This window comes from Yersinia sp. 2553 StPb PI, from assembly GCF_052217105.1.
Taxonomy (GTDB): Bacteria; Pseudomonadota; Gammaproteobacteria; order Enterobacterales; family Enterobacteriaceae; genus Yersinia; species Yersinia enterocolitica_E.
In genome coordinates this window covers 3,128,809-3,149,871 of the sequence record NZ_JAZGPX010000002.1, presented here as the reverse complement: position 1 = coordinate 3,149,871, position 21,063 = coordinate 3,128,809, and the positions used below count along the sequence as shown (strand labels likewise).

Below are 21,063 nucleotides of genomic sequence, written 5' to 3'. Positions count from 1 at the left end.
GAAAGCTATAAATTAGGTTATTTTGTGACTTTAATCACATATAATTCCGTCTCGTTACAAGTTACTATTGATTAGTGTGAAATTGAACACACCTAAGCTGCCGATAACGTGTTCAAATAGTGTTATTGGCTTTCGGAATGAAAGCCTAAAGTGTGTATGGAGTCTCATTGCATCAGTGATGTAAGCAATGACCAAGTAGTTAGTGCGGTGAGATGGATCTCAATTGCCACCCATAGGGGCTATCTTCAAGGAACCAAGTCCGCTCGCCAACGTATTGAGCTTAGAACCTTCTCATTAGGGCTATGTTATTTGCCTGACTGCAACAATTACGCCTACTGAGAGGGACTTTTAATCACCAAAGATGCCGGTACGGTCTCTTTGTCCGCTCATAAATAGATGCTCAGTTCTGGCAAGGTGCTGGGGCTGAAATAGTGTTGGAGAGTTTTATGACCGATTTAACCGCCTGCGCGAATCTTAACGATTATGCCAAACGCGCACTGAGTTTGATGGATTTAACTACCCTGAATGACGACGATACCGATGATAAGGTTATCGCGCTGTGTCATCAGGCAAAAAGCCCTGCCGGTAACACGGCGGCAATCTGTATTTATCCCCGCTTTATTCCTATTGCGCGTAAAACGTTGCGCGAGCAGGGTACCCCTGAAATCCGTATTGCGACAGTGACCAACTTCCCACATGGCAATGATGATATTGCTATTGCACTGGCCGAAACCCGTGCCGCCATTGCCTATGGTGCTGATGAAGTGGATGTGGTTTTCCCTTACCGCGCCTTAATGGCGGGTAATGATAAGGTCGGCTTCGAATTAGTAAAAGAGTGCAAAGAAGCCTGCGCTGCCGCGAATGTATTACTGAAAGTAATCATAGAGACCGGTGAGTTAAAGCAAGAGCACTTGATCCGTCAAGCCTCTGAAATTGCTATTAAAGCTGGCGCGGATTTCATCAAAACCTCCACCGGTAAAGTGCCGGTCAATGCCACATTGGAAAGTGCGGGTATTATGATGAGCACTATCCGTGATTTAGGTGTGGGTAAAACCGTCGGCTTTAAGCCAGCGGGCGGAGTACGTACTGCCGAAGATGCCGCGCAATTCCTGCAACTGGCCGATCAATTGATGGGTGAGGGTTGGGCCGACGCCCGCCACTTCCGCTTTGGCGCATCCAGTCTGTTAGCCAGCTTATTAACCACGCTGGGCCATCAGAGTGATAGCAAAAGTAGCGGTTACTAATCATTATCGCAATCATTGAGTTTAGCCGATGCGCTGCGGGCGACTAGCCTGCCGTGCGGCTTTTATCCTTATTTAGGTCAGGGGGATGCTGTGTTTCTGGCACAAGAAATTATCCGTAAAAAACGCGACGGTCAGCCACTGAGCGAAGAAGAGATTCGTTTCTTTATCAATGGGATCCGCGACAATGTGGTTTCCGAAGGGCAGATTGCTGCTTTGGCGATGACCATCTATTTCCATGACATGAGCATGCCGGAGCGCGTGGCACTTACTATGGCAATGCGTGATTCTGGCACGGTGCTCAACTGGCAGAGCCTTAATCTAAACGGCCCCATCGTGGATAAACACTCTACCGGTGGCGTGGGTGATGTGACATCACTGATGCTCGGCCCGATGGTCGCAGCCTGTGGTGGCTATGTGCCGATGATTTCTGGCCGTGGCTTGGGCCATACCGGCGGAACCTTGGACAAACTGGAAGCTATACCCGGTTTTGATATTTTCCCCGATGATAATGCGTTCCGTAAAATCATTCAGGACGTCGGTGTCGCCATCATTGGTCAAACCAGCTCATTAGCACCGGCAGATAAACGTTTCTACGCTACCCGTGATATCACCGCCACTGTAGATTCCATTCCACTGATTACCGCTTCTATTTTGGCGAAGAAACTGGCTGAGGGGCTGGATGCGTTGGTGATGGATGTGAAGGTGGGTTCTGGTGCTTTTATGCCGACATATCAACTATCTGCCGATTTAGCACAGGCCATTGTCAGTGTGGCTAACGGCGCGGGTTGTAAAACGACGGCACTATTGACTGATATGAATCAGGTGTTGGCTTCCAGCGCCGGTAATGCGGTTGAAGTGCGCGAAGCGGTGCGCTTCCTGACGGGTGAATATCGTAATCCACGCTTGTTAGAAGTGACGATGGCGCTGTGCGTTGAGATGCTGTTATCCGGTGGTTTGGCGCAAGATGATGCTGACGCCAGATCCAAGTTACAGGCGGTGCTGGATAACGGTAAAGCAGCAGAACTCTTTGGTCGCATGGTGGCGGCGCAAAAAGGCCCAAGTGATTTCGTTGAGCGTTATGACAGCTACCTACCGGTTGCCACGCTGAGCAAACCGGTCTTTGCTGAACGAGCCGGCATTGTTACCGCGATGGATACCCGTGCACTGGGTATGGCGGTGGTTTCCCTCGGCGGTGGTCGTCGGCGGGCAACTGATCCTATTGATTACAGTGTTGGTATCACTGAAATGGCACGTCTGGGGACTGGTGTTGATGGCCAGCAGCCATTAGCGGTGATTCATGCCAATAACGAAGACGACTGGCAGCAGGCAGCAGACGCACTACGTGCGGCGATCACCTTGGGTGACAAAGCGCCGGAAGAAACACCGGTTATCTATCGCCGTATTACTGAATAAACGCCATACTTTTGTTATTGACGCTATTTGCTTTCGACGGCAAATGTTAGCAAAAACAGATTAATTACATGGGGGAGCAAATGAACGTAGCTGCCCCAGAGCGTGAACCCACGCAGGAGAAAATAATGAAACGTACATTTATTATGGTATTGGACTCATTTGGTATTGGTGCCAGCGCCGATGCTAACAAATTTGGTGACCAAGGGGCCGATACACTGGGCCACATTGCTGAGGTCTGCGCCCGTGGTGAAGCTAACGTTGGTCGTAGTGGCCCATTGACGCTGCCAAACTTGAGTCGTTTAGGGTTGGGGAAAGCTGCCGAAGAGTCCACCGGTAAATTCCCAGTTGGGCTGGATAAGAATGCAGACATCATTGGTGCCTATGGTTATGCCAGTGAGTTATCCTCCGGTAAAGATACACCGTCAGGCCACTGGGAGATTGCGGGGGTGCCGGTGCTGTTTGACTGGGGTTACTTCAGTGATGTCGAAAACAGTTTCCCACAGGAACTGTTGGATAAACTGGTAAAACGGGCCAACCTGCCGGGTTATCTGGGTAACTGTCACTCAAGTGGGACCGTTATCCTTGACCAATTGGGTGAAGAGCATATGAAAACCGGCAAACCGATTTTCTATACCTCGGCGGACTCGGTGTTCCAGATTGCCTGCCACGAAGAAACTTTTGGCCTGGATCGCTTGTATGAGCTGTGTGAAATTGCCCGCGAAGAACTGACCGAAGGTGGCTACAATATTGGCCGTGTGATTGCGCGTCCGTTTATTGGTGACAAGCCGGGTAACTTCCAACGCACCGGTAACCGCCATGATCTGGCCGTTGAACCGCCAGCACCAACCATGTTGAAAAAACTGGTGGATGAGAAAGGGGGAGAAGTGGTTTCTATCGGTAAAATTGCCGATATCTATGCGCATGTGGGTATCACTCAGAAAGTGAAAGCCACCGGTCTGGATGCGCTATTTGATGCCACGATAGAAGAAATGAAGAAAGCCGGTGATAACACTATCGTGTTCACTAACTTTGTGGATTTTGACTCTTCTTACGGTCACCGTCGCGACGTTGCTGGTTATGCTGCTGCATTGGAACTGTTCGACCGCCGCCTGCCTGAGTTGATGGCGCTGGTAAAAGAGGATGACATCATGATCCTGACGGCTGACCACGGTTGTGACCCAACCTGGCCGGGCACTGACCATACCCGTGAGCACATTCCGGTCTTGGTTTACGGCCCGAAAGTCAAACCAGGATCGCTTGGGCATCGTGAGACCTTTGCTGATATTGGGCAGACGGTAGCGACATATTTCAATCTATCTCCAATGGATTACGGTAAGAATATGCTTTAAGTCATTCAGCTAAGCTGAGCGTGCCATTTTGAACCCGGGCAGTGCTCGCCCTCCTCACGTACTGCGTGTACGCTCCGGGGGCTGTGCGCTGACCGTGCCCAAACTGTCGGTGCTCATCTACGCTGGCGATGGCTGATTTTCTCTGAACTGTGCAAAGTAGTTCAAACTTAAAAACAGCTCAGTAATATAAATTTTAATTCTCTGATTTTTAAGGAAAGTGATTATGGCAACGCCACATATTAATGCTGAAATGGGTGATTTCGCTGACGTTGTATTAATGCCAGGGGATCCACTGCGTGCGAAATTTATCGCCGAAACCTTCCTGCAAGACGTGCGCGAAGTGAACAATGTGCGTGGCATGTTGGGCTTCACCGGTACTTATAAAGGCCGCAAAATCTCTGTAATGGGTCACGGTATGGGTATCCCGTCCTGCTCCATTTACGCCAAAGAACTGATCACTGATTTTGGCGTGAAAAAAATCATTCGTGTCGGTTCATGTGGTGCGGTTCGCGCCGATGTGAAACTGCGTGATGTGGTGATCGGCATGGGGGCTTGTACCGACTCCAAAGTAAACCGTATGCGCTTTAAAGATCACGACTATGCAGCGATTGCTGACTTTGAAATGACCCGCAATGCAGTGGATGCGGCAAAAGCGAAAGGTATCGACGTCCGTGTAGGTAACATCTTCTCTGCTGACCTGTTCTACACGCCAGACCCGCAAATGTTTGATGTGATGGAAAAATACGGCATTCTGGGCGTGGAAATGGAAGCGGCCGGTATCTACGGCGTTGCCGCGGAGTTCGGTGCTAAAGCCCTGACCATCTGTACTGTTTCTGACCATATCCGTACCGGTGAGCAAACCACCGCTGCGGAGCGCCAAAGTACTTTTAATGACATGATTGAAATTGCATTGGAATCGGTGTTGCTGGGCGATCAGAAGTAATCCCTTCTCTGCTTCCCTCTATTCAGCGGCAGCGATTTCTGCCGCTGAATCTATTCATAAAATCTGCCAGAAAAAATAGGTTTCTTTACACATCAGATAATTAGCGCTATAAATCTATTCATCATTCTATTCATGAATCTATTCACATGCTCTCTCTGGAAACGTTATTACGCCAAAACCCGGCGACGGCGAGTTATCTGGCGCAAGCTATGGCAATCAGTCAACCCACTGTTTCCCGGCAATTAAGCAGGTTAAAAGAGAGGGTGCTGAAAATAGGTAAAGGTAAAGCAACCCAATATGCCTTGCGGCGGTACATTGCTGGAGATAGTGCCCGACAGATGCAGGGAGAACTGCTTTCTCTCACCACGCTAATTGAGCGCATGGCATAATATCTATCCGCAGTATTATTTATCGCCCGTCTTTTTATCTGCATCTGCCTGACTGGCAGGTGTCTCAGGTGTTTCATCCTCATCTTCTTTGACCGGCGTATTGGCGGTGAGCAGATAAGGTGATTGCTGCCAACGGCTGCGGCGACCTTGCAGCAGAGTGCGAGCCAGAATGATCCCCACCGCCAGTGCGACGAGAATCATCAAGCGCAGCAAATTGGTGGTATTATCCACTTGCTTGGATTCCGTCGCCAGCACATGGGTGTCCAGCGTCATACGCAGAAAGCCGCTTGGCCCGCTTTTCCCGGGGATCAGCTCGACAATCTGGTGGTTGAAATAGCTGCCGGGGCGTTTACCATCCAAAGCCAGTCGATCACGTACTTTTACGTTCTCTCCAGCGCTGGCGACCAGCGTTCCGTCAATTTGATATACACTGGCATCCAATACGCGGCTTGATTGCGTCAGTTGCTGGAGAATTTCGTCAACTTTTTGGCTGTCGATATCATCATCCCCACTGTCCATGATGGGGGCGAGGCTGAAAGTGACTTGTTTTGCCAGTGTTTTCGCCAGCTCTTCAACTTGTTCCGAACGAGCGAGTTGATGACTGAGGCTGAAATAGGATGCACCTTGCATCAGCAAGACTAATAATGCCAAGCAAATCAGCACAATAGCCGTACGGTGCAGTCGGAATTTTAGTTTGGCCTTAGCCATGCAGGTTCCTTGCAAGAATCGGTGACTTTATACCCGTCATACTTCAAGCCGCATGTGCGTTGGCTACTCTCAATAACCCGAATCACTTACTGATGTAAGTTTATCGGGATTATTTCGTTTGCCGCCTTCCCGCAACTCGAATTATTTAGGGTATATGTTGCCAGAAGCAAGGGCGATAGGATAGCTTGATGCGTCCTTTTGTCTGGTCTTTACCCCGTTTTCTACAGGAGTCATTCATGTCTAATAGTCTGACCTATTGCGATCTCCCCGCGGAGATCTATCAATGGCCAGGTCTGCCACTTTCGCTCAGTGGTGATGAGGTCATGCCGCTGGATTATCGTGCCGGTCATACAGGTTGGCTACTGTACGGTAGAAAGCTGGATAAACAGCGTATTACGGGTTTTCAGGGCCAATTGGGTGCCGCCATGGTGATTGTCTCCGCCTGGTGTGTGGAGGATTATCAGGTCATCCGTTTGGCCGGCAGTTTAACCCCACGGATTAAAACGTTAGCGGATGAAAACGGTCTTGATGTCGCCCCTCTGGGAGCTATCCCGCATTTGCGTACCCCGGGCCTGCTGGTGATGGATATGGATTCAACTGCCATCCAAATCGAATGTATTGATGAGATTGCCAAACTCGCCGGTGTCGGCGAAGAAGTGGCTGCCGTCACCGAACGCGCCATGCAAGGTGAACTGGACTTCGCCGCCAGCCTGCGCCAGCGGGTTGCCACCCTGAAAGGGGCGGATGCCAATATCTTAAAACAGGTACGTGACCAACTGCCATTGATGCCGGGGCTGACCAGCCTGGTCCGTAAGCTTCAGGCATTAGATTGGCATGTGGCGATCGCCTCCGGTGGTTTTACTTATTACGCTGAATATCTGCGCGACAAACTGCGTCTGGTCGATGTGGCAGCCAATGAACTTGAAATCAAAGACGGCAAGCTGACCGGCAAAGTGTTAGGGCCGATTGTCGATGCACAATATAAAGCCGATACCCTGCTCAAGTTGGCGGAAAAACTCAATATCCCTATTGCTCAAACAGTGGCTATCGGCGATGGCGCCAATGACCTGAAAATGATGCAAGCCGCCGGTTTAGGGCTGGCTTTCCATGCAAAGCCGAAGGTGTATGCCAAAGCGAAAGTGGCGATCCGCCACGGTGATTTGCTGAGTGTTCTTTGCATTTTGACCGGCAGTCTGAAGCACGAAGAACGATGAAATAGGCTATTTTATTTGCCATTTTGAACGCACTTAAGGGCGGCCCGTAGGGGGAGCGTAGCGAATAAAATCCTCACGTCGCCATGATTTACAACGTCATGGTGTACGCTCCGATTTCTGCGCGCTGTCTGCACTCAAACTGCCTGCAACAATTACGCTTATTAGGTAATTTGGGGCTCAGGCAGGTGTGAGCTAATTAAATTGAGGTGAACTGTGGCTAAAGCGCCAAAACGAGCATTTGTCTGTAATGAGTGTGGTGCCGATTATCCTCGTTGGCAGGGGCAGTGCAGTGCCTGTAATGCCTGGAATACCATTACCGAAATCAGGCTGGCGGCGGCAACCTCGTCGTCGTCGCGCAATGAGCGTTTTGGTGGCTATGCCGGTGATGCAGGCGTCAGCCGGGTACAGAAGCTGTCAGATATCAGTCTGGACGAACTACCGCGCTTTTCAACGGGCTTTCTTGAGTTTGATCGGGTGCTAGGTGGTGGTGTAGTGCCGGGCAGTGCCATTCTGATTGGTGGTAACCCCGGCGCGGGGAAAAGTACCTTACTGTTGCAAACGCTCTGCAAGCTGTCTGAAAACATGAAAACCCTGTATGTCACTGGCGAAGAGTCGTTGCAGCAGGTGGCGATGCGTGCGCATCGTTTGGGGTTGCCTACAGCGGGCCTCAATATGCTGTCGGAAACCAGTATCGAGCAAATTTGCTTGATTGCTGAGCAAGAGCAGCCGCGCTTGATGGTGATCGACTCCATTCAGGTGATGCATATGGCGGATATTCAGTCGTCGCCGGGCAGCGTGGCCCAAGTGCGCGAAACGGCCGCCTACCTAACCCGTTTTGCCAAAACCCGGGGTGTTGCCATTATCATGGTGGGCCATGTGACGAAAGATGGTTCACTGGCCGGGCCGAAAGTGCTGGAGCACTGTATTGACTGCTCTGTGATGCTTGATGGTGACGGTGATACTCGTTTCCGTACGCTGCGTAGCCACAAAAACCGCTTTGGTGCGGTTAATGAGTTAGGTGTATTTGCTATGACCGAACAGGGCTTGCGTGAAGTTAGCAACCCGTCGGCGATTTTCCTCAGCCGTGGGGATGAAGTCACTGCTGGTAGCTCGGTGATGGTGGTATGGGAAGGGACTCGCCCGCTGCTGGTAGAGATTCAGGCGCTGGTCGATCACTCAATGATGTCCAACCCACGTCGGGTGGCGGTCGGTCTGGAACAGAACCGGCTGGCAATCTTGTTGGCGGTATTGCATCGCCATGGCGGGTTACAGATGTCGGACCAAGATGTGTTCGTCAATGTGGTGGGTGGGGTGAAAGTGACAGAAACCAGTGCTGATCTGGCATTGCTGATGTCGCTAGTATCCAGCTTGCGTGACCGCCCGCTGCCACAGGATTTAGTGGTATTTGGTGAGGTAGGGCTAGCCGGTGAAATTCGCCCAGTACCCAGTGGTCAAGAGCGTATCTCTGAGGCGGCCAAACACGGTTTTAAACGCGCTATCGTGCCGTATGCCAATATGCCGAAGAAGCCCCTGCCCAATATGCAGGTGTTCGGGGTGAAGAAATTGGCTGATGCGTTGGCGGTGTTAGAGGATTTATAACCGCTAATTTAGTCGTGTTCATCTTGCAGCATACTGTGTTATTTTTGTTTAGCGCACTAAACAAGGAGGCGGTATGCTGCAATTCGACTATCTCAAAACAGCAATTAAGCAAAAGGGTTGCACCTTACAGCAAGTGGCCGAATGCAACGGCATGACCAAAGGTTATTTAAGCCAGCTACTCAACGACAAAATCAAAAGCCCCAGTGCGCAAAAGCTTGAAGCTCTGCACCGTTTCCTCGGGCTGGAGTTTCCCCGCCGTGAGAAAAAAGTCGGCGTGGTATTTGGTAAATTTTACCCGCTGCATACCGGCCATATCTATTTAATCCAGCGCGCCTGTAGCCAGGTTGACGAGTTGCACATCATTCTTTGTTTCGATGAGCCACGCGATCGTGAGCTGTTTGAGAACAGTTCGATGTCACAGCAACCGACGGTCAGTGACCGTTTGCGCTGGTTGTTACAAACCTTTAAATATCAGAAAAATATCCATATTCATTCGTTTGATGAGCACGGTATCGAGCCGTACCCCCATGGCTGGGATGTGTGGAGCCATGGCGTAAAGAGCTTTATGAATGAAAAAGGCATTGTTCCGAATTTTATTTATTCCAGCGAAAGCCAGGATGCGCCGCATTACAACGAGCAATTTGGCATCGAAACCATCCTGATTGATCCACAGCGTTCATTTATGAATATCAGTGGTCGCCAGATCCGCCGTGACCCTTTCCGTTACTGGGACTATATCCCGACTGAAGTGAAGCCATTTTTTGTCCGTACCGTGGCGATACTGGGCGGTGAGTCCAGTGGGAAATCCACTTTGGTCAATAAGTTAGCCAATATCTTCAATACTACCAGTGCGTGGGAATATGGCCGGGATTATGTCTTCTCCCATCTTGGTGGCGATGAGATGGCGTTGCAATATTCTGATTACGACAAAATCGCGCTGGGGCAGGCACAGTATGTGGATTTTGCGGTGAAATACGCCAATAAAGTGGCATTTATCGATACTGACTTCGTTACCACGCAGGCCTTCTGCAAAAAGTATGAGGGCAAAGAGCACCCCTTCGTGCAGGCGCTGATTGACGAATACCGTTTTGATCTGGTTATTTTGTTGGAAAACAATACGCCGTGGGTTGCCGATGGTTTGCGCAGCCTGGGTAGCGATCGTGACCGTAAATCCTTCCAGAACTTACTGGAGCAGATGTTGCGCAGTAACAATATCGAATATGTTCACGTCGAATCGGCAGACTATGATGAACGCTTTCTGCGCTGTGTCGAACTGGTGCAACAACTTCTGGCCGCTGACCTGCAACGCCTTGCCCGCCCTTCATTATTGAGTGATGTACCACAATAGGGTTGATGAAAATTTGATATCTGAGGGCGTGATTGTTGCAGTCAGTTTGCATGCGGACAGCGCACAGAAACCGGAGCGTACACCATGACGTTGTAAATCATGGCTACGTGAGGATTTCGAGCACTGCCCAAATGTAAAATGGCAAATAAAATAGCCCTTTTAATAATATATTTAGTAAGCAATAACGACTTTACCCTGCATATGTCCGCCTGCAACTTGCGCGTGGGCGGCATGCAGGTTTTCCACTGTCAGGCCGTGCAGGGTTTCGCTTAAGGTGCCTGGCAGTTTGCCCTCATCCACCAACTGGCTTACCTGTTTTAAAATTTGCCCTTGTTGGGCTATATCCGGGGTAGAGAACATACTGCGGGTGAACATAAATTCCCAATGCAGGGCGGCACTTTTTAGTTTTAACTGATTCTGATCCAACGGTTCTTCATTCTCAACGATGGTACAGATTTGCCCCAATGGTGCGATGAGCTCACTGATGGCGGGCCAGTGGCCGTCGGTGTCATTCAGGCAAAGAATATAATCAACTTTATCAATACCTTCTTTTGCCAGCTCAGCTTTCAGATGGTGATAATCGACGGTCAAGTCCGCTCCACGTTCACGACACCAGGCGGCTGATGCTGGCCGTGATGCTGTTGCTATCACTTTTAGCGGGCTACGTAATGCCGCCAGGGGAATAGCTAATGAGCCAACCCCGCCCGCTCCCCCGATGATCAATAAACTTTGTCCGGCACTGGCTTGCTGAATTTTTAGATGTTCAAACAGCGCTTCCCACGCAGTTATTGCGGTTAATGGCAATGCAGCGGCCTGCGCCCAGTTGAATGAACGGGGTTTGTGGGCCACGATGCGAGCATCAACCAACTGTTGGTTAGCATTGCTACCGGGGCGGGTGATATCGCCGGCATACCACACTTCATCACCTGCACGGAACTCGGTGACGTTCGCACCGACGCTGATGACCACTCCAGCGGCATCCCAACCCAGAATTCGCGGCTGTTGCAGGCCATTCTTCTTCAGGCCAGCATGTACTTTGGTATCAACCGGATTGATGGACGCGGCTTTAACCTCAACCAGCAAATCAAACGGACCGGGAGTGAGTGGGTCCAGAGCGACTTCAATAAAATCGGTGGGTTGTTGCGGGTTCACCGCAATGGCTTTAACTGACATGGTAATACTCCTGTTTAGCGTATGGATTGAGTCTAGACCTTCTTGGTGGTGGTGATAAGATGGACAATCACTAACGCAGTGTTCGTCTAAGATAAACAATCATGTTTAAACAACTTCAGGATATGGCGCTGTTTGCACGAGTCGCGGAGTGTGGCAGCTTTACCCGCGCCGCTGAAATGGCGGGTTTACCGAAATCCAGTGTCAGCCAGCGCATCAGTCAGTTAGAACAAAACTTAGGTATCCGTTTACTCAATCGAACCACCCGTCAGCTGAACCTGACCTTTGCCGGTGAGCGCTATCTAGTGCATTGTCAGGAGATGCTACAAGCCGCAGAGCGCGCTGATCTGGCGCTGCAACGCCTGAAAGATAACCCCAGTGGCCGCTTGCGCATCTCAACTCCAGCAGGGCTGGGGGCGACTTTACTGGCGCGGTTGGCAACAGATTTCCAGCGGCAATACCCGGATGTGCTGTTGGAAGTGTTAGTCTCGGACACCATGGTAGATTTGGTTGAAGAGGGCTTTGATGTGGCATTGCGCACCGGTAAGCCGCAGGACTCGTCACTGATTGGCCGCCGATTGGGCTATGCGCCACGCTATCTGTTGGCGTCACCCGCCTATCTGGCACAGCATCCGCCACTCACTCATCCAAGGCAACTGGATACTCACCGCTGCATTGCCCACCGTGCCTGGCAGGCGCTGATTTTACGCCGTGAAGATGAGTTTTACCGCTGGCAGGTACCTGCGCTGCATGTCACTGATAATCTGCTGTATGCCCGTGAATGTGGCCTGGCGGGTGGTGGTATCACCCTATTACCGGCATTTTTAAGCCGTGAAGTGGTGGCAAACCGTCAATTAGTGGAAGTGTTACCACAATGGCAGGCTGAAGGTAATGAGCTGTATCTGGTGTATCCGAGTCGTAAGTTGAACTCACCGGCATTGAGCTGTTTTATTGATGTGGTGATAGGCCATCCGGTATTTGAAGATTATGTGCAGGGGCTGGCAACGTCCTGAAAGATGTGGAGCCAGGCTCCACATCGGGTGAGCTATGCCAAATAGAACACTTCTCGTAGTGCCTGGCTTACCGGGCTGTTATCGGGGTTGGCTGGCATCACATCGGCCATATGTTGCCACCAGCGCTGGCAAATGGCGGTTTGGGCCACGGCATTCCAGCGCTCTTCTGATTCAATTTCGACAAAACCAAATAGCAAATTGCGCGTGTCATCAAGAAAAATTGAATAGTGGTGAGCGCCATGGGCTTTCAGTACCGCTTCCAGTTCAGGCCAGATGGGTGAGTGCCGCCGCTGATATTCTGCATGGGCATCAGGGTTAACCTGCATTACAAAGGCTTTGCGTATCATGATATTACTCCGATCAAAGTGCCTGTAAGTACAGTACGCGGACTTGATCTCTGTCCGCAGTACTTGGGTTACAAGGAGCACAAGGATCCGCCAGCGCTTTATCTAACCAGCCTTCGATATCACTTTCCTGAATACCTAATGCTGAGAAGCCAACAGGAATGCCAACACGTTGCGACAACTGCCGAATGGCGCTTATCGCTTGATGGCTGGCTTGCTCATCAGTCAACTGTTGAGTATTTATCCCCATGGCTTGTGCTATGCGGGCAAAACGGCTGACTGCCTGTGGGCGGTTATACTCTTCAATAATTGGCAGTAAAATAGCATTGCACACCCCGTGTGGAAGGTTATGGGTCGTACCCGGTTGATGGGCCAGTGCATGCACTAAACCTAGCCCGGCGCTGTTAAATGCCATCCCCGCCAGATACTGGCCGCACGCCATCATTTCACGTGCGTGCAGATTCTTACCGTCATCGACTGCCAGAGGCAGCCATTGGCTGATCAGGCGAATAGATTCAAGTGCTGAATGGTCGGTTAGGGTGTGTGCGCCCAGCGATACATAGGCTTCGATAGCGTGGGTGAGGGCATCCATTCCGGTTGCAGCAGTCACACTGGCAGGAATATTCAACATGACAGAGGGGTCATCGATGGCGATATCAGGAATGATATTGGTATCGATAATGACTTCTTTTACTTGCCGCTGGCTATCAATAATCACTGCATTACTGGTCAGTTCTGCGGCTGTTCCGGCGGTGGTATTGATGGCGACCAGCGGGACACCACTCTGTTTTACTTTACCGACACCAGAGTATGCCGTGGATGGCCCCGGATTGGCGGTCAAAATCTTAACGGCTTTGGCTGTATCGATTGGGCTACCGCCACCAAAAGCTATCAGATAGTCACACTGATGCTGCCTGAAAGCGGCTAATCCTGCCTGTACTAACGCTTCGGTAGGGTTAGGAAATACCTCGCCAAACAAGGCATAAGGTAACTGATGCTGTTGCATCGCAGCGAACAGACCGTCGAGTAGGCCTAGCTCGACCAACTGCCCATCAGTGACAATCAGGGCTTTGCCCCACTGTTTGTCACCGAGTAATTTAACCATATCCTCGATTGCACCTGTGCCGTGCAAGCTGATTTTTGGTAGTGCCAACATAAAGCTCATGCTGTGCTCCTCAAAGAAAGCAGACCAGATAATGACCAGCCCCGGCCTGAACCGGAGCGTTGGTCGAAGGGGTTAAACGTCCAGTGCAGCGGCTAATGGGGTCACGTCAAAACGAGCCGCGAGTGCTATCAGTTGTTCACGAGAAATGGTTTGCTGCTTGCCACCCATTGACAGGACTTTCACCATGATTTCGGCGGATTTCTCGGCGGTATCAATCAGACCAAAGGCATCATTCAGTGTTGGCCCACTGCCGAAAATACCGTGGAATGGCCACAGCACTAGGCTGTGTTCACGCATCTGCTCGGCGGTTTGGCTACCAATACCGTCGGTTCCCGGCACCATCCACGGCACGATGCCGATACCGTCGGGGAACACCACCAGGCACTCGGTGCTGCCCTCCCATAACAATCGAGTGAAGCTGGCATTTTCCAGTTTTTGTACATAACTCAGAGCAATCAGATTGGTGGCATGGCAATGCATGATCACTCGGTTGCTGCCACCACTGACTTGCATGCGAACAATATGAGATTGGAAGTGCGCGGCAAGCTCTGAGGTTGGTAGCCCCCCTTGCGGCAGGCCCCAGTGAATGTGATAAGCCATGCCATCATTGCTGACTTGCAGTAGTACCAGATTGTCTTCTGGGTTTAATTCAACATTGCGGAAAAATTTGCCAGAGCCGGTGACTAAGAACCAACTGTTCGCCAGTTCAGGGGCGGGTTGAGTGAGTTCCACGTTACGTGGTTGCGCAGCGAAATCACCACGATACGGTTCAACCTCTTCAGCCAATAAGCGCAGGCTGATATTGCCACCGTTACGTTCATCCCACCCTTTGCGCCACATATCGCTGGTGGCTTTAATCATTCCCTGAATAAACCAGGAAGATTGAATAGCTTGCATAATCATGAGTCCTTAACGTTGGCTGAGAGTCTGTTGTTCGTAATCACGTACGGCATTGAGCCAGCGGGCATCGACCGGCACATCGTTGCGCTGACAATACCCTTCCCAGATGGCTTGCCATGGCAGGGATTTCTGTTCTTCCAGCAGCGCCAGGCGTGCGGTGTAGTCACCGCGCAGTTCCAATTGACGTAGCATCTCGGTCGGTTCCAATAAGGCGCGCAGCAAGGCTTTCTTCATGTTGCGAGTGCCAATGACCCAGGCGGCGATACGGTTGATGGAGGCATCAAAGAAGTCGAGACCGATATGCACCCTGTCGAACAGGTCGTGGCGGATAATTTCGTTGGCGATAGCCTGTGTTTCATCATCGAGCAAGACCACATGGTCGCTGTCCCAACGCACCGGACGACTGACATGCAGTAGCAGGCGCGGAACATACAACATGGCGCTAGAGATCTTGTCGGAAATCACCTCAGTCGGGTGGAAGTGACCGGCGTCCAGACACAGTGCGGTCTGGCGGCTGGCGGCATATCCCATGTAAAACTCGTTAGAGCCGACGGTGTAGCTTTCAGCCCCAATACCAAACAATTTGCTTTCGACGGCATCAATGTGATGGTTTGGGTTTAACTTTTCACTGATAACCTCATCCAGTGCTGATAGCAGCCGTTGGCGGGGTGCCAAACGGTCGATGGGGGTATCCTTCATGCCATCGGGGATCCAGATATTCATCACCGATGGTGTCCCTAGTTGCTCACCAAAATAGGCAGAGACCCGGCGGCTGGCCTGACAATGTTCAATCCAGAATTGGCGAATTTCAGGGTTGGCATGAGACAGGGTAAAACCATCGGCACTCAGTGGATGAGAGAAGCAGGATGGGTTGAAGTCCAATCCCAGATGATGTTTTTTAGCCCACTCAACCCAGCGGCTAAAGTGGCGTGGCTCAATTTTATTACGCGCCACGGGGGTATCCGATTCGAGATAAATAGCATGTAAATTGAGTCGTTTAGGGCCGGGAATCAATGTTAGGGCCAGTTCGAGGTCAGAACGTAACTCAGTAGCATTACGCGCTTTACCGGGGTAGTTACCGGTGGCCTGAATCCCGCCGGTCAGTACACCATCCGGGTTTTCAAAACCGGTGACGTCATCACCTTGCCAGCAGTGCATGGAGACCGGCAGGGTATCAAGGCGGGCAAGTGCGGCATCAACATCCACGCCGACGGCGGCAAAGCGCTGTTTAGCCAGATCCCAGGCCTGTTCAATAGAGTTCGTCATATGCAAAGTTCCTTAGGTAATTGACTCAGTGACTGGAATTGCGGCCAATGGGCTGCAAAGTCAGTGTTGTCGTGAGGGGATAAAGGGTGGAGTGGGAAGTTATTCGCCACGATACGGCGGTAGTGAGCAACATCACTCACCTCTCCCAGTGCAATTAATTGGCTGCCAATATTGCCCAGTGTCGAGGCTTCAACCGGCCCCATAGTGACATTCAGGCCACAGGCATCAGCACAGAGCTGATTAAGGAATTGGTTTTGGCAGCCGCCACCGACGATATGCAAATGGCTGATTGGACGCCCGCGTAACTCTGCCAGTTCTTGGGCAACTTGCCGGTACAACATGGCGAGGCTATCAAAGATACAACGAGCCAGTTGGGCTGCGGTGGTGGGGATTGGCATACCATATTCGCGGCAGGCGTTCTGAATCTCGCCGCACATATTGGCTGGATTAATAAAGCGGCTGTCATTGGGGTTAATCAGCGAGCGGCAAGCTGGTTGGCGTGCCGCCTGTTCGATCAACTGCGGCAGGTCTTTAATCTGCAACTCATCAGTGGCCCGTTGCAGTAACCACAAACCCATAATATTTTTCAGTACCCGGTAGCGGCTTTCAGCGCCACCTTCATTGGTGATATTGCTGGCCAGCGCCTGCCCATGGGTTATGGGGGTGAGGCTTTCAAACCCCATCAATGACCAAGTACCAGAGCTAAGATAGGCAGCATCCGCATCAATCAAGGGTGCGGCAAGTACCGCGCTGGCAGTATCGTGGCTGGCAACGGCAATGACCGGCACCTGCTGGCCGCTGGCGCCTGGCCAATAGCCGATGGTATTGCCAGGTTTAGTGGGTTTGGCAAACCAATGGGCCGGTACCCCGGCATAGGCTAATAGATCGCTATCCCAATCATTGGTTTCAATATTAAGTAACTGGGTGGTAGTGGCATTGGTGTATTCCCAGTTAAGCTGGCCAGTAAGGCGATAGTGCAAATAGTCCGGGATCAGTAACAGATGGGCGACATCGGCCAACAAATGCGGTTGCTGTTCACTTAATGCCCGTAATTGATACAAGGTATTGAACGGTAAAAATTGAATACCGGTACGGCGATAAATGGCACTGCTTCCCAGCGTTTGTTGCGCTTGCTCCATCACACCCTGCGTACGACTGTCGCGGTAGGAGACTGGCTGTCCGACCCGTTTCCCTTGCTTATCAAGCAAAACAAAATCAACACCCCAGCTATCAATTCCAATGCTGTCGAGCTGAATCCCTTCGCTATCGAGCTGATTCAGGCCCTGACAGATTGATTGTTCAATAGCATCGATATCCCAGACATCGGTACCATCAATAGATTTAATCTGATTAGCAAAGCGGCAAACTTCTCGCAGCTCAAGTTGCGGTTGGCTGGGATGATAACTCGCCAGCATCACGCGCCCGCTGGATGCGCCAAGGTCAATGGCGACTATGTGCCGGGGGCTGATAGATGGTGTTACTGCTGATTGTGTGGGCATGATTAGCGGCCTGTCATTTCTCAATGCCCACAGTGTAGAAACTTGCCTTACCTACCACCTTCTCATCACTGCCAGCCGCTATGGCTTGCTGGCAAAATGACGAAAGTGAAAGTGAAACAGCTCACAGTTTCGTATTTAAACAGGGCATCGCTCGCCTGTGACCCTGCGCATACTTTTCAACATTGCTGCACTTATCTAAAAAAAATCACCGCCAAAGTCGCTTTTAACGTCAAAAATTGAAGGTTTCATTACCGCTGCTGCTTTTACTATCGAGAGCTGAAGCAGGGCGATTTCGCCATGCCTGTTGAAAGAGGGCAAAAGATGACTGTCTTGCACAGTATTGATTTTTTCTCTTCAAGTTCTGCATCGGTCGCAATTGAAGCCCGGGAGCCACAACCCGCATTTCCTGAACATCATCATGATTTTTATGAAATTATTATTGTTGAGCAGGGGGCCGGGGTCCATGTGTTTAATGGCAACCCCTACACCTTAAGCGGAGGGTGTGTTTGTTTTGTCCGTGACCATGATCGTCACCTGTTTGAGTCAACCGACGGTTTGTTCCTCACCAACGTCTTATTCCGTGCGCCCGATGCTTTTCGTTTCTTGTCTGGCGTAGAACATTTTCTGCCACGTGAAACTGAAGGGGTTTACCCCTCTCATTGGCGGATTAATGGACAGGTTTTACAGCAAGTAAAACACTTGATTCGCTGCCTTGAGCACTCGCCTCACAGCGAGCAAGCTGAAGATATCGCACTACATGAAAGTGTGTTTATGCAGTTGTTGGTGCAACTGTGGCAAGGGTGTCGGGCGCAGGTGGGTGAGGATCAGGAAGGGCGGTTATGCCAATTATTAGACTGGCTACAGAACCACTACAGTGAGGTAATTGAGTGGCCGGAACTGGCTGATCGCTTTGCTTTACCATTACGCACTCTCCATCGGCAGTTAAAAAACCAGACCGGCATGACCCCACAACGTTATCTGACGCGTTTGCGTTTGCTACAGGCGCGTCATCAATTGTATTACAGCGATAATAGCGTTACCGAGATTGCCTACCAATGTGGTTTTGGTGACAGCAATCATTTTTCAACGCTGTTTAAGCGGGAGTTTTCTCAGTCTCCCCGTGATTTGCGCAGTCAACTGTAGTGCAACCCGTGGAGGCGTGAATAGCATCACGGTAAAAATCGGTAGTTTCATGATAATGAGCTGCTTATTAATTGACCTGTAAATATAGGGCGATAAACATGCGGATACCACTGCGGTTAGAAAGCCGGGATTATTTGCCATCGGAGCAGATGCCGGTGGCGGTAACCAACCGATACCCGCAGGAAGTCTTCGCAGAGCATACCCATCAATTCTGCGAGATTGTGATTGTCTGGCGGGGTAACGGGTTACATGTCCTAAATGATCATCCTTACCGCATTACCTGTGGCGACGTTTTTTATATTCAAGCCACAGATCATCATAGCTACGAATCCGTGCATGACTTGGTATTAGATAACATTATTTATTGCCCGGAACGGTTACACCTAAATGCACAGTGGCATAAGTTATTACCTCTATTTGGGCATGAGCAGAATCAAGGATACTGGCGGTTAACCACGCAGGGCATGGCACAGGCTCGGCCGATTATTCATCAGTTGGCACAGGAGTCACGTAAGACAGATTCCTGGTCGATACAACTGACGGAAGCGCTATTATTGCAACTCGCCATCGTACTAAAACGCCATCGCTACCGAGCTGAACAGGCACATCTATTGCCCGATGGTGAACAGCTAGATCTCGTGATGTCTGCCGTACAACAAAGCCTGGCAACGCATTTTGATATGGCGGAGTTCTGCCATAAAAATCAGTTAGTTGAACGTTCACTTAAACAACTGTTTCGCCAACAGACCGGAATGAGTATCAGCCATTATTTACGCCAAATTCGCCTTTGTCATGCCAAATGTTTGCTGCGGGGAAGTGAGCATCGCATCAGTGATATTGCTGCACGTTGCGGGTTTGAGGACAGTAATTATTTCTCTGCCGTTTTTACGCGTGAAGCTGGCATGACACCACGCGACTATCGCCAGCGTTTTGTTCGAGCACCGTTATTCGCGGGTAAGAATAGGCGGGAAGCAGAACAGCCTCAGGGTACAGCCATCATTTAGCGATGCCAATTGGCGAGGACGTTGCTTAACGTCACCCGCCAATACCATTTTATCTTTAGTTTTGCGATTATGCTGCCATACCCAAACCGACTATATTTGCTGCCAGAATGATCACCAGACAACCAATACACAGCACCGTCACTGGTTTCTTGCTTGAGCATTTCCACTCTTTGAGTAACAGACCCACAATACCACCACACAACACATAGAAACTCATGTGCAGCATCCAGCTCATATAGTCATACTGTGGTGGGATTTTGGCGTGACCCCAAGCATAGAAGAAGAATTGCAGATACCACATCAATCCCCCCAAGGCTGAGAACAAAATATTAGTGATCAACAGCGGCTTGGCGATAGAAAAATCGGCTTTGGCCGACAAATTCTTGAGGCTGGCTAAACGAATAAAACAGTAACTCAGGTTGATGATGGCCCCACCGCCCATGATGATGACGTAACTTGGTAACGCTACATACAGAGGGTTAATCCCTAATGCGCTGGCGGCTTCATGCATCGGTTTCGCGGCATCCATGGCAAATGACATACCGGCTGAGAAAATACCGCACATCACCGCCAGAATAAGCCCTTTCTTCAGGTTGAACTCTTCCGCCTGAATGCCCATGGCGCGTTCTTTCAGTAATCCAGCGTAACTGACAATAGCTACCCCGAACAGTGCCACGACGACACCCAACAGGGTCATTCGGCCGCCAGCAGTGCCGAGTAGTACATCAAAGCGCCCTTGCAGTATGGGGGTCATTAATGTGCCGATAATCAGGGTGATACCGATGGCAATTCCAATCCCCATCGACATGCCGAGGTAACGCATGGTCAGGCCGTAGTTGATATTACCAATCCCCCACATGGCACCGAACAGAAATACTGGCAGTAGGGTTGCTATACTGAAGGAGCCGTAATATTGCCAAAAATCAGGCAATAACAAATAGCTGACCGTCCACGGTAGGATAAGCCATGACACCAGGCCACCAATCGACCACATGGTCTCCCATGACCACTTTTTAACTTGCTTAAACGGCGCGTAGAAACACGCCGCACTGGCAGCGCCCACCAGATGCCAAATTATCCCCAATATAATCGCATTGTTCATCTTATTATCCTTCGTTGTGATGGTGCGGGTAGGCGCAGAACCAGAAGGGCGCATAAACCGCTGATGACGAAGGAGTCTAAATAGTGTGCAGTCTTGTCACCTTCGGCTGACTGCCTTAGGACAAGGAATACTGGCAAAATTCAGTGGGTAAGAATGATAACGATCACAGAATGGAATTCTGGTGGTTGGCGGCTTGTTGGGGGGAGAGAATAGCGGCTTTAATCGGCTCACGTGATGAGCCGATGTCATA

The 21,063-nt window shown here is 50.6% G+C and carries 20 protein-coding genes; 12 read left to right on the top strand and 8 right to left on the bottom strand.

Going from position 1 to position 21,063, the window contains the following annotated elements; all coding sequences use genetic code 11:
* Positions 1-446 precede the first annotated feature (446 nt).
* The 5 genes from deoC to V2A84_RS15855 all read left to right on the top strand — a co-directional run bounded on the left by deoC (position 447) and on the right by V2A84_RS15855 (position 5,338).
* Entirely contained in the window at positions 447-1,244 is a 798-nt protein-coding gene (gene deoC / locus V2A84_RS15875) for a deoxyribose-phosphate aldolase (protein ID WP_050072495.1), read from the top strand.
* A gap of 90 nt (positions 1,245-1,334) precedes the next feature.
* Positions 1,335-2,657 carry a thymidine phosphorylase gene (gene deoA, locus V2A84_RS15870; protein WP_083160688.1) on the top strand — a complete coding sequence of 441 codons (1,323 nt, stop codon included), beginning with the start codon at positions 1,335-1,337 and terminating at the stop codon, positions 2,655-2,657.
* A 125-nt stretch (positions 2,658-2,782) separates the two neighbouring features.
* A complete protein-coding gene (gene deoB / locus V2A84_RS15865) occupies positions 2,783-4,006 on the top strand; it encodes a phosphopentomutase (protein ID WP_042568600.1) in 1,224 nt (407 codons plus the stop codon).
* Between the two features lie 223 nt (positions 4,007-4,229).
* A complete protein-coding gene (gene deoD, locus V2A84_RS15860; RefSeq protein ID WP_032907790.1) occupies positions 4,230-4,949 on the top strand; it encodes a purine-nucleoside phosphorylase in 720 nt (239 codons plus the stop codon).
* Between the two features lie 116 nt (positions 4,950-5,065).
* Positions 5,066-5,338, top strand: coding sequence for an ArsR family transcriptional regulator (locus V2A84_RS15855; protein ID WP_442848357.1), 273 nt, complete (start codon positions 5,066-5,068; stop codon positions 5,336-5,338).
* Positions 5,339-5,353: 15 nt separating this feature from the next.
* On the opposite strand, the gene V2A84_RS15850 is transcribed toward V2A84_RS15855, so the two are convergent.
* Complete coding sequence (locus V2A84_RS15850; protein ID WP_420072914.1) at positions 5,354-6,046, bottom strand: YtjB family periplasmic protein; 693 nt, start codon at positions 6,044-6,046, stop codon at positions 5,354-5,356.
* A gap of 236 nt (positions 6,047-6,282) precedes the next feature.
* On the opposite strand from V2A84_RS15850, the gene serB reads away from it, so the two are divergent.
* The 3 genes from serB to nadR all read left to right on the top strand — a co-directional run bounded on the left by serB (position 6,283) and on the right by nadR (position 10,207).
* Positions 6,283-7,260: a phosphoserine phosphatase gene (gene serB / locus V2A84_RS15845; protein WP_083160679.1), complete on the top strand. Its 978-nt coding sequence runs from the start codon at positions 6,283-6,285 to the stop codon at positions 7,258-7,260.
* A 213-nt stretch (positions 7,261-7,473) separates the two neighbouring features.
* Entirely contained in the window at positions 7,474-8,859 is a 1,386-nt protein-coding gene (gene radA, locus V2A84_RS15840) for a DNA repair protein RadA (protein ID WP_004701929.1), read from the top strand.
* Positions 8,860-8,932: 73 nt separating this feature from the next.
* Positions 8,933-10,207 (top strand): multifunctional transcriptional regulator/nicotinamide-nucleotide adenylyltransferase/ribosylnicotinamide kinase NadR, encoded by a 1,275-nt coding sequence (gene nadR / locus V2A84_RS15835; protein WP_420072913.1) that lies wholly within the window; start codon positions 8,933-8,935, stop codon positions 10,205-10,207.
* Between the two features lie 171 nt (positions 10,208-10,378).
* Here nadR and V2A84_RS15830 read toward each other — a convergent pair whose 3' ends face one another.
* Positions 10,379-11,380 carry a zinc-binding alcohol dehydrogenase family protein gene (locus V2A84_RS15830; RefSeq protein WP_372568644.1) on the bottom strand — a complete coding sequence of 334 codons (1,002 nt, stop codon included), beginning with the start codon at positions 11,378-11,380 and terminating at the stop codon, positions 10,379-10,381.
* Between the two features lie 101 nt (positions 11,381-11,481).
* Between V2A84_RS15830 and V2A84_RS15825 the strand changes: the two genes are divergently transcribed.
* The gene (locus V2A84_RS15825) at positions 11,482-12,390 is read left to right on the top strand and encodes a LysR family transcriptional regulator (protein ID WP_372568645.1); all 909 of its coding nucleotides are present in this window, start codon (positions 11,482-11,484) and stop codon (positions 12,388-12,390) included.
* A gap of 32 nt (positions 12,391-12,422) precedes the next feature.
* Here the strand turns inward: V2A84_RS15825 and rhaM are convergent, their stop codons facing one another.
* From rhaM to rhaB, 5 genes are all read right to left on the bottom strand, one after another.
* Positions 12,423-12,737, bottom strand: a complete 315-nt coding sequence (rhaM, locus tag V2A84_RS15820; RefSeq protein WP_083160673.1) for an L-rhamnose mutarotase — start codon at positions 12,735-12,737, stop codon at positions 12,423-12,425.
* 13 nt (positions 12,738-12,750) lie between these two features.
* Positions 12,751-13,899 carry a lactaldehyde reductase gene (gene fucO / locus V2A84_RS15815; protein WP_442848955.1) on the bottom strand — a complete coding sequence of 383 codons (1,149 nt, stop codon included), beginning with the start codon at positions 13,897-13,899 and terminating at the stop codon, positions 12,751-12,753.
* A 72-nt stretch (positions 13,900-13,971) separates the two neighbouring features.
* A complete protein-coding gene (rhaD, locus tag V2A84_RS15810; RefSeq protein WP_442848954.1) occupies positions 13,972-14,796 on the bottom strand; it encodes a rhamnulose-1-phosphate aldolase in 825 nt (274 codons plus the stop codon).
* Between the two features lie 12 nt (positions 14,797-14,808).
* Positions 14,809-16,065 carry an L-rhamnose isomerase gene (locus V2A84_RS15805; protein WP_442821274.1) on the bottom strand — a complete coding sequence of 419 codons (1,257 nt, stop codon included), beginning with the start codon at positions 16,063-16,065 and terminating at the stop codon, positions 14,809-14,811.
* Positions 16,062-17,519 (bottom strand): rhamnulokinase, encoded by a 1,458-nt coding sequence (gene rhaB / locus V2A84_RS15800; RefSeq protein ID WP_442849137.1) that lies wholly within the window; start codon positions 17,517-17,519, stop codon positions 16,062-16,064. Before rhaB ends, V2A84_RS15805 begins: the two co-directional genes overlap by 4 nt.
* On the opposite strand from rhaB, the gene V2A84_RS15795 reads away from it, so the two are divergent.
* From V2A84_RS15795 to rhaR, 3 genes are all read left to right on the top strand, one after another.
* Positions 17,509-17,664 carry a phosphoribosylaminoimidazole synthetase gene (locus tag V2A84_RS15795; RefSeq protein ID WP_102970476.1) on the top strand — a complete coding sequence of 52 codons (156 nt, stop codon included), beginning with the start codon at positions 17,509-17,511 and terminating at the stop codon, positions 17,662-17,664. The genes rhaB and V2A84_RS15795 overlap by 11 nt on opposite strands.
* A gap of 221 nt (positions 17,665-17,885) precedes the next feature.
* Positions 17,886-18,707 carry an HTH-type transcriptional activator RhaS gene (gene rhaS, locus V2A84_RS15790; protein WP_083160665.1) on the top strand — a complete coding sequence of 274 codons (822 nt, stop codon included), beginning with the start codon at positions 17,886-17,888 and terminating at the stop codon, positions 18,705-18,707.
* A 98-nt stretch (positions 18,708-18,805) separates the two neighbouring features.
* On the top strand, positions 18,806-19,711 hold the full coding sequence (rhaR, locus tag V2A84_RS15785) for an HTH-type transcriptional activator RhaR (protein ID WP_442848953.1): 906 nt from the start codon (positions 18,806-18,808) through the stop codon (positions 19,709-19,711).
* Between the two features lie 67 nt (positions 19,712-19,778).
* Here rhaR and rhaT read toward each other — a convergent pair whose 3' ends face one another.
* Positions 19,779-20,813, bottom strand: a complete 1,035-nt coding sequence (gene rhaT, locus V2A84_RS15780; protein WP_442848952.1) for an L-rhamnose/proton symporter RhaT — start codon at positions 20,811-20,813, stop codon at positions 19,779-19,781.
* Positions 20,814-21,063: the final 250 nt, after the last annotated feature.